Here is a 13,174-nt window from a genome sequence, read left to right as displayed (position 1 = left end):
GGGATCGACGCGACGCCGATCGCGTCACGGAGGGTTGTCCGCCGCCAGCGGCACGATGCGCAGCGCGCCCACGTCGGCGTCGTTCAGCGGCCCGCCGATGCCACCCGCCTCGCCGGTGTAATGCGCATTGCCGGCGAGATAGCTCATGTTGAAGCCCTGCTCCAGCGCGAAGCTGCAGCGCGCGCCCGCGGCGGCGTCGAATTGCGCGGTGGTGGACAGTTGCTCGCCGGTGCTGTGCGGCATCACCACCGGCACCGTCTGCACCGGGCTGTCCCCGCACCGGATGGTGACCTGCTTCACCGCGGCGGTGATGCCGGTGTTGATCGGGCCGTGGTCGTTGCGGTAGCGCAACGACAGCTGGTAGCGGCCGGCGGCGGGCGCGGTCCACGTGCGCGGCCACGCGCCTTCGACGCGGGTGACCGGGCCTTCGCATTGCGGCGGGCTCTGCAACGACTCGAGTCCGGCGGCGCCGGTCTGGGTGAGGCTGAAGCATTGCAGCGCGTCTGCGGTGGGCACCGCGAGCGTGCCGTTGATAGCGCCCACGCGCCGGCCGTTGAGATAGAGCACGCCGGGTGCGGCGGCCTGCACCTGCCAGTCCGCACCTTTGCGCGTCACCTGAGGCGCGACCGGTGCCGGCGGCGCGAACGGGGGCACGGTGCTGCGCAGCGACAGCTCGGCCGCCTTGACGCCCTTCAGCTGCACCACGCTGTCGTTGCCGCGCTGCTCGATGCGGTCGGTCACCAGCAGGTTGCCCGTCAGCTTCTTCGGCCGCTGCAGCGTGATGCGCCGTCCGGGCAGTTGCAGGCTGATCGTGTCCTTGTTGCCGAACAGCATGGGCACCAGCGCGACCGGAAGCTTCGGCTCGATGCGGCCGTCGGCCTCGAGGCCGAACACGCCTTCGCCCACCATCGCGAGGTAGCCGGCCACCGACCACAGCTGGCGCGGCGAATCCACCACCGGGCCGCTGAGCTTGCCGTCGTCCACGTGGGTGGCTTCGGTGGTGAGCTCGTAGTTCTCCATGTTCGAGCCCGCCAGCGCGGCGCCGCGCATGATCGAGGTGATCTCGAACGCGATGTGCGCGGGGTCGTCCAGCCGGCGCGCAGCGCGCAGCGCGTAGGCACTGACGAACGGCCAGATCGCACGGTTGTGGTAGATCGGCTGGTCGGCGCGCTCGGGCCAGATCACCGGGCTGCCGGCCGGCCACACCGGGTAGTTCGCCAGCGATTGCCGCGCGCGCCCGCTGTCGGCCACGCCGCTGTCGATCGCCAGCGCGAGGCCCAGCAGGTCGTAAGTGTCGTAGGGTGCGCCGTCGCCGCCGAGGTAGCTCATGTACATGCCGCGGTCTTCGCGCCAGAAGCGCGCGTTGATCGCCGCCTTCAGCGCCTCGGCCTGGCTGCGGTACTCCGCCACGCGCGCGTCGTGGCGCTGGTCCGCCATGCGTGCGGCCAGTTCCAGCGCCTGGTAGTGCAGCACGTTGGTGGACAGCGCGTAGGACTGCGCGATCGGCACCACATCGTTGGCCATCCACGCGGGATAGCTCTGCTCGCGCCAGTCGAGGAAAGAGGTCTCGCCGCGGTACAGGCCCATGCCGGCGTCGAAGGCGTAGCGGCGGTCCTGCGCCAGCGTGGCTGTGAGCGCCCGCCAGGTGGTGTCGGCGAAGGCGGGGTCGTCCAGCAGGTGGCGCGCGGCGAGGAACCACGCCACGCGGTCGGTGCTCACCGGCCAGCTGCCGCCCGAGCCGGTGTCCTGCACCGCGAACGGGCCTTGCGGCGTGCCGGGCACGCGCGAATCCGACAGTTTGAACCTGAGGCCGTTGCGCGCGCGCGCGGCGTCGAAGCGCCACAGGCCCAGGTCAACCGCGTAGGACAGGTCGCGCGTCCACACGTAATGCCACTTGTCGCCGGTCTCGAAGCAGGTGCAGGGAATGGGCTGGTCATGCTCGTAGGCGGCGTCGTGGATCGAGGTGACCGAATCCTGGCGCAGGTCGTCCTGCGCCATCGCGTACAGGCCGTCGAACAGCGGGCTGGCGGTCTGTACCGCATACGGCGGTGCCGGGATCGCGCGCCTGTCGTGGGTCGCCTGCAGCAGGAAGCCACCGCCCGGCTGTACCTGCACGCTGGCGTGCTGGCCGCGCCATTGCAGGCTGTCGTGCCAGAGCGGGCCATGCGCGCCGGCGGTCAGTGCCAGCATCAGGCTGCTGAAGATGCTCATCATCGCGATGTTTCCTCGATCGGGCCGGCGGGCCGCGGCGTTATGCGCCTGCCCGTCGTCTGCGTGCCGGTGGCCCCCCGTGGCCGGGCCGCCGCAGCTGCAGGCATGCGGTCGGGTCCGGGGCCAGTGTACGCAGATGTGTCCGTGCTTTCAGGAACCTTCCGCCACGGGTGGGAAGGGCTTGGTTCATTGCGCCAGGATCGCGCCGTAGTGGCCCTCTACGTTCAGCGTGACGTTGCCGCCGCTGACGGTGTACTTGTTGCCGGTGATGAGGTCGGTGACCTGGCTGCCGTTGGTCATGCTTTCCTCGTACACCGGCACCGTCACCGTCTCGGTATTGCCGCTGCCGTTGAGCACCACCGCGATGCGGTTGTTCCGGTCGAAGCGGGCGAACGCGTAGATGTCGTGGGTGTCGTCGGTGAGCAGGGTCATGAACGAGCCGGTGCGCAGCGCGGGGTACTGATTGCGGATCCGGACCAGCTGCTGCGTCAGAGCCACCGCGGCGTTGCCCGTGGTGGCCTGGCTCCAGTCGAAGCTGCGGCGGTTGTCCGGATCGGCGCCGCCCTGCATGCCGTACTCGTCGCCGTAGTAGATGGTCGGCGTGCCGACGTAGGTCATCTGGAAGAACAGGCCCAGGTAGGTTTTCCAGATGTCGCCTCCGCAGCGCGTGGCGAAGCGCGAGGTGTCGTGGCTGCCCAGGAAATTGGTCATGGTCTGCTGCACGTCGATCGGCAGGTCGGCGCGCGTGCCGTGCAGCCAGCTGTCGAGATTGCTCGGTGTCAGCGAGGCGCTGTTGCCGCTTTCGTCCACGCCACAGATCCACTCGGAGACCGGCTGGGTGAAGCCGTTGTAGTTCATCGCGCCGTCCCATTCGGCGCCGTCGTCCAGCCAGGACGAGGCGTCGCCCCAGTACTCGCCCACGATCGCGGCGTTGGAGTTCATCGACTTCACCTCCGTGCGCAGCTCCTGCATGATCTGGTGGTTGGTGGCGTCGCTGCCGTTGTTGCCGCCGGCGTCGAGGTATTGCGCCGCATCCAGCCGCCAGCCGTCGATGCCGTAGGGCGGCGCCAGCCAGGTCTGCACCACCGAGCCGGCATTGGCGTAGATCTGGTTGCGCGTGGCCGAGCCGCTGGCGCCGTAGTCCAGCTTGGGCATGCTGGAGATGCCGAAGAACGTGGAATAGCTGCCGGGCCAGTTCTGGAAGGTGTAGTAGCTGAAGTACGGGCTGGACTGCGACTGGTGGGCGCCTTGCTGCGGGCAGCTGAACGTGCCGTAGCTCTGCGCGCCGAACCAGCAGTTGCTGTCGCCGCTATGGTTGAACACGCCGTCCAGGATGAGATAGCTGTGCGGTCCGTTGCTGCTGCTGTGCACGTCGGTGATCAGCTGCTGCAGCGTGGCATTGCTGCCGAAGACGGGGTCGACCGTGTAGTAGTCGGCGGTGTCGTACTTGTGGTTGGTGGGCGACCTGAAAATCGGGTTGAGGTAGATGATGTCGGCGCCCAGCGTGTTCTTGATGTAGCCCAGCTTCTGGTCGACGCCGGCGAGATCGCCGCCGAAGAACACCTCGCTGTTGCAGCCGCTGACGTTGGCGGTGACGCCGGTGCCCCAGGCGTGCTGCTCGGTGGCGCAGCCCGCGTAGGTGTACTGGCCGTTGGTGACGTCGTTGCTGGTGTCGCCGTCGTAAAAGCGGTCTGGGAAGATCTGGTACATCACGCCGTTCTTCATCCAGCCCGGCGTCGTGAAGCCGGGGACGATGAAGAAGTCGCCGGACGACGGTTCGCTGCTGGTGATGCCGGCCGCGTTGTACCAGGCGGTGGCGCTGCCGTCGTTGATCTGGAAGCGGTAGTACTTCTCCGACGAGCTCGCCGGGATGGTGCCCTGCCAGAGGTCGTAGGTGCCGGTGGCGTCGTTGGCCACCCAGTGCATCGCCACCCAGTGGTACAGGCCGTCGGCGCTGTCGTAGTACTTGATGTTGGCGCTGGTGATGTCGCCCCTGAAGGTGCGGAAGGTGAGCGTCACCGCCGTGCTCGCGGTGGGCTCGGCGTTGCTGTCGTACACCGGCCCCTGGTCGTGGAACAGGCCGGCCCATTCCACGTTGTTGTCGTTGCTGGCCGCGCGTGCGGCGGTACTCCACAGCGCTGCGCCGGACCAGGCCAGTGCCAGGCACAGGGCAAGCGGCAGCCGGTGCAGGCCGCGCGGTTCGCGCTTCATCGGATGACTCATCGAAACCCCTCCCGTTCGGACTGGGCAGATGCCGTCGCGCTCGCCGGGCCCAGGGCCGGCAGCTCCTCGCGTGGCGGTGTTGGTGGCCATGCCTGGCCGCGAAGCTCCCTGGCTCCTCGCGCCACGCCATCCCGGCACGGCGCGATCCATGCTCAGTGCGCGGCGGCAGCCGCCTGCAGCGTGAGCGTGCGCACCGTGCCGGCATCGAGCTTGAGCACGGTGAGCGGGCCGTAGCGGTCGCTGCCAGCCACCCAGCCCTCACCGGGCGCCGCGGCCAGTTCGGCCGCTGTCGCGTACTGCCGCAGCGCTGTGCCGCCGGCGGCGATGCTGGCCGCCGCCACGCCGTGCACGCGCACCAGCCAGTGGCGCAGCGCGGGGTGGTAGCTGCCCTCGGGTGCCGCGGTGCTGAAGTTCACCGTATCGCCGTTGCGCTGCGTGGCCAGGCGCTGGCTGAAGTACGCGCCATTCGTGTAGGCGTAGGTTTCGCCGTCGTCGTCGTAATAGTCGAAGTGGCTGGCCTGGGCGGCGGGGAACACGTCCACGCTCACCGTGGTGACCGGGTGCTGGCTGCTCCAGTCCATCACCGGCTGGGTGGGGATGATCGCGCCGGCCCGGACGAACAGCGGGATGTCGCGCCAGGTCTTCGCGTCCGTCGCTACCGTGACGGTCTGGCCGCCGGAGTAGACCTTGCCGCTGGCCCAGTCCGTCCAGGTGCCTGCGGGCAGATAGATGCGCTTCGTGGTCTGGCCCTGCTCGACCACAGGCGACACCAGCATCCAGTCGCCGAACAGCCAGGCATCCACGTCGTTGCGCGCCTGCAGGTCGTGCGGCCACACGAAGGCCAGCGGCTGTACCAGGCCCACGCCTTGCGTGCTGGCGCGGTGCTGATAGCTGTAGATGTAGGGCAGCAGTGCGTAGCGCAGGCGGATCGCACGGGTCGCCGCCGCCTCGGCCACCGGGCCGTACCGCCACGGCTGGCGCTTCTCGCCCTCGGTGCCGTGCACGCGGAATACCGGCGTGAACGCGCCGAACTCGATCCAGCGCGCATAGTTCTCGTCCGAGGGATGGCCCACGAAGCCGCCGCCGTCCATGCCCCACTGCATCTCGCCCACGTCGATCGCGCTGAGCATGCGCGGACGCTGCGCGGCCATGCTGGCGAAACCGGTCTGGATGTCGCCCGACCACAGGGCGTAGGCGTAGCGCTGGGCGCCCAGCCAGAAATCGCGGTTGATCGACCACACGCGCAGCTTCGAATACGCGCGCTGGCCGTCGTAGATCGCGCGCTGCATGTTGAGGAACTGGGTGTCGCTCTTGGTGGTGTCGGCCTCGTCGTTCCACCAGCCCACGATACCGGTGTCGAAGCTGTGCTTCAGCGCGGCGTTGAAGAACCAGGCGCGGGTGGCGGGCTTGTCGAAGTCGAGGTCCTTCACCGGCTTGTGCGAGAAGTAGTCGGGGCTGGCCTTCTCGCCGGGCAGCCACAGGTCGTGCGCGGTGGCGTAGCGACCTTCCACGGTGTCGACGTGCACGCGCGGCTTCATGATGCCGGTCATGTGGATGCCCAGCGCATCCATGTCGGCCTTCAGCTTGCCGGTGGGCCCGTCGGGGAATTTCACCGGGTTCCAGCTGAATTCGCCCCAGTCATTGCTCCAGTTCTTCCAGTCGAAGTCGAAAGTGAAGACGTCGATGGGGATGTGCCTGGCGCGGTAGGTGGCGACGATCTGGCGGAACTCGCTTTCGTCGATGCCCCACTGGCTGTTGATGAAGCCATTCGCCCACCGCGGGAACAGCGGCGCGTGGCCGCTGAGGTCGGCCAGCTCACCGAACAGTTGCGGCGGATCGCCGGCCATCAGGTAGACGTCCACCGCCGGTTTGGACAGGCCGGCGATGTCGATGCGGCCACCGTTGAGCGTGTACTGCGCGCCGTCGCTGTCCACCAGCACGCCGTAGCCCGCCGTGCTCCAAACGAACGGCGCGCCAGCATGGCCCTGCTCGCCGGCCTTGGCCACCTGCCTGCCCGTGCGCAGCAGGCCGGCGGAGGCGTCCTGGTCCTTGTCGTAGCCGCCGATGCCGTACAGCGCATCGCCGGGCGCGTGGCTCAGCGCCACATGGCCCTGGGCCAGTGCGGCAAGGTCGAGCGTGAGCAGGGGGCGGTGCTGCGCGTCTTGCAGGTCCAGCGTGTTGGCCTGCTTGTGCCAGACCGCGGTAAGCCGGTCGTCGGCGAGGGTGAGCGTGGCGCCGTCGTCGTGCGCATGCGCAACGGCAGCGGGCTTCGCGTGCGGATCGAGCACCAGCGTGTGTCCGTCCGCGCCGCCGGAGGGCAGCGCCTGCACGTGCACGACGCCGGCGCCGTCGAGACGGATCGAAACCTGGTCGGCGCCCAGGCGGAAGGCCGCGCCTTGCGCGTCGACGCGCGCAGCAGTCACCACCGGTGCAGTGGCGGACAGTGCCGGCACGGAAACCAGCAGGGCGGAAGCCAGCGCGCTGGCGAGCATGCGCCGGGCCATCACTGCAGCACCACGCTGGTGTAGGCCGGCACGCTCAGCGTGTCGCCGCGGATCGCCGCGCCGGGGCCGGTCTGCTTCAGCACGCGGCTGAAGTGCGGCCTGCCGGGCACGTCCAGCGCCATCGTCTGCGGCTGGCCGGAGAGGTTGTGCACCACCAGCACGGTACCGTGGCCGTCAGTGCGTTCCCAGGCCGCCAGGTGGTCGCTGGCCTCGGGGTAGGCGCGGAAGCCGCCGTCGCGCAGCGCGGGCACTTCGCTGCGCCAGTGGATCAGCCGCGTGTAGACATGCAGCAGCGAGTGCGGGTCGGCCTGTTCGGCCGCGACCGAAACGGCTGCGCCGTTATCGCCGTCGACAGCTTCCCAGGTGGTCTCGCCTTGGGCCTTGGCGGAGCGGTTCCAGCGCATCGGTTCGCGCAGGGCCGGGTCGGGCTTCTTGCCCAGCGTGCCCAGCTCCTCGCCGTAGTAGACATACGGTTCGCCGGGCAGCGTGAGCAGCATCGCGGCGGCCGTGCGCATGCGTTGCGGATTGCCGGCTAGCTGGCTCATCACGCGCTCCTGGTCGTGGTTGGAAAGGAAGGGGGCGTCCTTGATGGCCTTGCCGCCGACGGCTTCGTAGGCGGCGTAGCTGCGGTCCAGGGTGGGGCCGAGTCCCTGGTTGCGCTCGCTCTTAGCGGCTTCGATCAGCTGCGCCGCCAGCGGGAAGTTGAACACCGCGTCCAGCGGCTTCAGGTAGGGCGCGAGCAGGGTGGCCGCAGGCTGGGTCACCTCGCCCACCAGGTAGGTGTGCGGGTTCACCGCGGCTAGGCCGCGGCGGTACTCGTTCCACCAGGCGAGGTTCTTCGCCAGCGCGGCGGGATCGTCCACGTCCCAGCGGAAGTTCTCGTAGATGTGCCGCGCGGCGTCGAGGCGGAAGCCGTCCGCACCCTGCTTCAGCCAGAACTGGCCGGCCTTGATCATCGCGGCGCGCACGGCCGGGTCGTCGTAGTTCAGGTCGGGCATCTCTGCCGCGAAGATGCCCAGATAGTGCTGTCCGGGAGCCGTCTGCCTGCCCGCCGCATGCCAGGCGCGGTCGCCGGCGGCGCTGGCGCTTTCCAGGTCGGTGTACTTGTGCGCCCAGGTGTACCAGTCGTGGTAGGGGCTCTTCGGATCCAGCGCGGCCTTGAACCACGGGCTTTGATTGCTGGTGTGGTTGATCACCATGTCGATGATGACCCGGATGCCGCGCTTGTGCGCCTCGTCCGCCAGGCGGCGGAAGTCGGCCAGCGTGCCGTACTGCGGGTTCACCGCCTCGTAGTCGGTGACGTCGTAGCCATGGTAGCTGGGCGAGGGATTGATCGGCATCAGCCAGATGCCGCTGACGCCCAGCGACTGCAGGTAGTCGAGCTTGGCGGTGACGCCGTTGAGGTCGCCGATGCCGTCGCCGTTGGTGTCGTACCAGCTGCGCACGAAGATCTCGTACCACACGCCGGAGGGTGCCTGCGCCGTTTTTGCGGCGGTGGCTGGCGCGGCGGCCCGTGCCGGCAGCGTCGGCAGCAGCAAGGCTGCGGACAGCAGGAAAGCGAGACGACGGGGATGTTTCATGATGCCTCCGGCAGGGACTGGCGGCCTGTGTTCATCAGGCCTCGGCGGGTGTGGGGGTTCCGCAGTGGCGCGCCACGAACTCGTGGTGCGGCGGCAGCATGTGCACCGCGCGGCCGACCAGGGTGCGGATGTCGGCAAGGAAGTGGTCGAGCTGCTGTTCGCCCAGTTCGTCGGCCAGCGGGTGGTGGCGGGCCGGCTCGATGCGCTGGCCCAGCAGCACCTGCAGCCAGCCGGTCTCGGTGAACAGCTCGTCGCCCTCGCGGAAGATCATGCCGGTGCGCCGGAACAGCTCGATGCGCCGGGCCAGTTCCGGCGGTACCGCCATCGCGCCGCAGTGCCGCCAGAACGGCGTGTCGGTACGCTCGGTGGCCTTGTAGTGCAGGATCAGGAAGTCGCGCACACGCTCGTATTCGAAGCGGGTCTGGCGGTTGTACTCGTCCGCCAGCGCCGGGTCGCAATGGCGGTCGGGAAACATCGCCAGCAGGCGGTTCACGCCCGACTGCACCAGGTGGATGCTGGTCGATTCCAGCGGTTCCATGAAGCCGGCGGCGAGGCCGAGCGCGACGCAGTTGCGGCTCCACGCCAGCTTGCGCATGCCGGTGACAAAGCGCAGCGGGCGGGGATCGCCCAGCGGCTCGGTCTCCAGGTTCGCCAGCAGCTGCGCGGCAGCCTCGTCGTCGCTGATGAAGCGGCTGCAGTACACGTGGCCGTTGCCGGTGCGGTGCTGCAGCGGGATGCGCCACTGCCAGCCCGCAGTACGCGCGCTGGCCTGGGTGTACGGCCGCATCGGGCCGCCCGGCGCGCTGCCCACCGCCAGTGCGCGGTCGCAGGGCAACCAGTGCTGCCAGTTCTCGTAGCCGGCTTTCAGCGCGCCCTCGATCAGCAGGCCGCGGAAGCCGGAGCAGTCGATGAAGAAGTCGCCCTCGACCGTCGCGCCGCCATCCAGCAGCAGCGACTCGATATGGCCGTCCTCGGCGTGCAGGCGTACGTCGACCACCTTGCCCTCGATGCGCCGCACGACGCCGGGCTTGATGTGCCCGCGCAGGTACTGGCCGTACAGTGAGGCGTCGAAATGGTAGGCGTAGCGGATGCCGCCCAGCGGGCTGTTCGGCACCGTGTCCATCCGCGCGAAGCGGCTCTGGGCGGCGGCGACGGCATTCAGCGAATGCGCCCACAGGCTCTGCGCGCCGGGCCGGCCGCGACTGCGCAGCCAGTAGTGGTGGAACGGCGTCAGCCCCAGCGGCAGGCCGAAGTCGCCGAAGGCGTGGATGTAGGAATCGCCCAGCCGCCCGAAGTCGTTGAGTTGCACGCCCAGCTTGAAGGTGCCGTGGACGGCACGCAGCATGTCGTCCTCGTCGATGCCGAGGAAGCGGTTGATGTGCAGGATCTGCGGGATCGTCGCCTCGCCCACGCCAACGGTGCCGATCTCGGCCGATTCCACCAGCGCGATCTGCAGCTGCGAGCCCAGCGCACGGGCGAGCAGCGCCGCAGTCAGCCAACCCGCGGTGCCGCCGCCCACGATCACCAGGCGCCGAATGCGTGCATCAGTCATGTCGTCACCCTAGCCGATTCCTCCGCCATCCGTGGAACCTTCCGCGCGCGCCGGCACCGTGGAAAAAAAGTCCCCGCTGGTTTGCACGCAGCGGGGCACGGGGAGTCACACGGGTCTTGCGGGTTGCCGCTTACTGGAACTTGTACGAGGCGCCCACCGAGTAGGTGCGGCCGTAGCGTTCCCACATCAGCACCTGGCGCGGGTCGTTGTTCTGGAACGTGGTGAACAGGTGGTTCGACAGGTTCGAGCCTTGCACGATCAAGGTCAGGCCCTTGAAGGTGCCGCTGCCGAAGGTGTAGCTCACCTGGGCGTCGTAGGTGCTGCCGCCCTTCAGCGTCTGCTCGATGCGGGTGGCGCTGATGCCCGCCACCTCGCCCAGGAAGTTCGAGCGGTAGCTGTCGCTGATGCGCGCCTCGAAGCCATTGTGCTGGTAGTAGATCGTGCCATTGGCGACCCACTTGGACAGGCCCGGCACGGTGATCGGTGCGGCATTGCCGGGATAGACCAGCGAGCTCTTGTTGCGGTTGGCGGTGAGGATCGTGCCGAAGCCGTCGAGCACCGGGGTGATCAGGTTGAACGGCAGGTTCAAGGTGCCCTGGATGCCCTTCACGTAGCCGCGGCCATCGTTTTTGGGGCCGCTCACGATGCCGTAGGGGGTGCCCAGCTGGCTTACCTGCGACGGGCTGAGGGTGAACGGCAGGAAGGGGCTGAAGTCGTACAGGAAGGATGCGTTCGGGTTGATGTAGTCGTGCAGGCCGATGAAGTAGCCCGACACCGAGAAGTAGCCACCACCGCCGCCGCTGCGGCACAGGTCCGAGTTCTTCTGGTCGGCGGAGTTGCACTGGTAGCCCGATGCCGGCGCCGAGAAATAATGCTCGTAGCTGACATTGAAGTTGTCCGCCATGATGGGCGTCAGCTTCGGATTGCCGCCCGAGGCACTGAAAAACGATTGGTTCGGATCGGTGTTAGGCAGTTTGGTGAAATCACCCTTCAGGCCGAGGCTGGCGTTCATCTGGTCCATGCGCGGGCGGGCCAGGGTGCGGGCCGCGCTGAGGCGCAGGTCGTCGTTGTCGGTGAAGCCGAAGATCAGGTTTGCGCTGGGCAGGTAACGGGTGTAGCTGGTGCTGCCGGTCACCGGGATCAGCGTGATGGCGTTGCCGGTGATGGCGCTGCCCGGCGCCACGCGCTCGCCGGTCGCACGCTGCGCGGTCTGCTGCACCTGCATGCCGAAGTTGCCGCGCAGGCTGATGCCACCCAGGGTGGTGTCGATGTTGAACTGGAAATACGGCGTGAAGACGTTCTCGTGCGTTTTCCAGTCAGGCGGCGTGCCGGTATTGGAGCCGAACGTGGGCACGTTCACCAGGCTGCCGTTGTCGATCAGGGCAAACGGGTTGTAGCAGAGCTGAGGACCGATGCCCATCCACGACAGCGGATCACAGCTGCTGCCGCCCTGGATCGCCGCAGTCGTGACGGCATTGCCGCCGCTGATGGTGCCGCCGCCCAGGGTCAGGAAGGCCTGGTCGATGTGGTAGGTCTTGTTGCGGTTGCTGTTGCTCACGCCGAACTCCATGCTGGAGAACGGGCCGCTGGCGAAGCTGCGCTCAACTGCGATACGCACGTTGGCGAGGTAGTCGACGGTGCGCGGCGCATTGATGAAGCCGGCCTGCACCACGTCGTTGCCACCACCCCAGCCCTGCGGGTCGGTCAGCACCACGCCTTGGGTGTTGTCCAGCGACGGGTCGACGTAGAGCAGGCCATTGCCGAGCTCGCTGAAGCCGATGGTATCGGTGGGGCCGCTCTTGTTGAAGCCGAAGCCCGAGTAGCTTTCCAGGTTCACGTCATGGCGTGTGGCGCGCGAGTAGTTCGCGTCGACGTCCACCGACCAGTTCTCGTTGATCGTGAACTTGTTGTCCCAGTTGAAGTTGTAGACCCGGGCGCTGGTGCTGTTGTAGTCGTTGCGGATCACCGGCGACACCCCGGTGTAGGTGCCGCTGGTGTCGAAACCGTTGGATGCCGTGGCCGACGCTAGCGGGGCGCCGCCCCACCACAGCGGCAGCTCCATGCCCTTGGCCTGCTGCACTTCCTTGAAGTTGTCGTAGGTGAGGTCGATGGTGCCGGTGTAGAACTCGTTCGGCTGCCACTGCACGGTGGCCAGCACGCCGTTACGCTTCATCGAGTCGGTGATGCCGTAGTTCTTCGCGCCGCCGACCACGAGATTGCCGTTGTTGTCGTTGGGATAACCCCACGGCGCCTGGTGCTGGATCTGCGAGGGGTTGTCCTCCAGGTCCACGCCCAGGGTCACGCCGACGGTATGGTCGGCGAACTGGTCCACCCACACGCCGTTGAGGTCGCGGCCGGTATTGCTGACGCCCTTGCCATCTGCCAGCTGGGACATGTCGTTCCAGATGTACTTGGCGTTCACCGCGGCCTCGGGGCCGCTCTTCTCCAGCGGGCGGATCGTGTGCATGTCCACCGTGCCGGTGAGGCCCTGGCCGATCAGGTCGGCCTGCGGCGAAAGGTGCACTACCACGTTGTCGAACCAGCTCGACGGGTACTGGTCGAACTGCACGTCGCGGTTGTTGGAGGTGGAGACCTGCTGGCCGCCGTTGATCAAGGCGGTGGAGAAGTCGGGACCGAGGCCGTGGATGGTCAGCACCTGCGGGCGGCCGTTCAACGTCTGCACCGCGAGGCCGGGCAGGCGGCCCAGCGTGTCGGCGATGGAGGTGCCGGGCAGCTTGCCGACCTGCTCGGCCGAGACCGCCTCGACGATGGAGTCGGCGTTCCTCTTCAGCGCGGTGGAGTTCTCGATGCTGCTGACGAAGCCGTTCACCTGCACGGCCTGCATCTGCTTTGCCTTGTCCTTCTTGTCTCGCGGAGACAAGGGATTCGTGCTGGTGGTCTGGTCGCTGGCTCTCTGCTGGGTGTCCTGCTGCTGCGCGGCGGGCGCCGGCGCGGTGGCGGCGTTGGCCACGGCACAGGTGCCGAAGCAGGCCGAAGCGATCGCCATGGCCAGCAGCTTGTGTTTCATCAACATGTCTCGTCTCCCCACGAAATGGTCGGTGTCTGTCGTAGTCGCGGCGTGAACCGTCCGGCGATTCCATCGA

Annotated in this window: 6 protein-coding genes; all 6 read right to left on the bottom strand. The window is 68.0% G+C overall.

Going from position 1 to position 13,174, the window contains the following annotated elements; all coding sequences use genetic code 11:
- Positions 1-24: 24 nt before the first annotated feature.
- Positions 25-2,214 (bottom strand): alpha-L-rhamnosidase-related protein, encoded by a 2,190-nt coding sequence (locus AC2EWF_RS17835; RefSeq protein ID WP_483640742.1) that lies wholly within the window; start codon positions 2,212-2,214, stop codon positions 25-27.
- A gap of 183 nt (positions 2,215-2,397) precedes the next feature.
- Positions 2,398-4,434: a glycoside hydrolase family 13 protein gene (locus AC2EWF_RS17830; RefSeq protein WP_483640741.1), complete on the bottom strand. Its 2,037-nt coding sequence runs from the start codon at positions 4,432-4,434 to the stop codon at positions 2,398-2,400.
- A gap of 152 nt (positions 4,435-4,586) precedes the next feature.
- Positions 4,587-6,938, bottom strand: a complete 2,352-nt coding sequence (locus AC2EWF_RS17825; RefSeq protein ID WP_483640740.1) for a TIM-barrel domain-containing protein — start codon at positions 6,936-6,938, stop codon at positions 4,587-4,589.
- Positions 6,938-8,518 carry an alpha-amylase family glycosyl hydrolase gene (locus AC2EWF_RS17820; RefSeq protein ID WP_483640739.1) on the bottom strand — a complete coding sequence of 527 codons (1,581 nt, stop codon included), beginning with the start codon at positions 8,516-8,518 and terminating at the stop codon, positions 6,938-6,940. Before AC2EWF_RS17820 ends, AC2EWF_RS17825 begins: the two co-directional genes overlap by 1 nt.
- Positions 8,519-8,552: 34 nt before the next feature.
- Positions 8,553-10,070, bottom strand: coding sequence for a tryptophan halogenase family protein (locus AC2EWF_RS17815; RefSeq protein WP_483640738.1), 1,518 nt, complete (start codon positions 10,068-10,070; stop codon positions 8,553-8,555).
- Positions 10,071-10,200: 130 nt separating this feature from the next.
- Complete coding sequence (locus AC2EWF_RS17810; RefSeq protein ID WP_483640737.1) at positions 10,201-13,104, bottom strand: TonB-dependent receptor; 2,904 nt, start codon at positions 13,102-13,104, stop codon at positions 10,201-10,203.
- Between the last annotated feature and the right edge of the window lie 70 nt (positions 13,105-13,174).

The organism is Rhodanobacter sp. sgz306013 (genome assembly GCF_057031145.1).
Note: the sequence above shows the minus strand (reverse complement) of the source record. Positions and strands in the feature narration are given on the sequence as shown.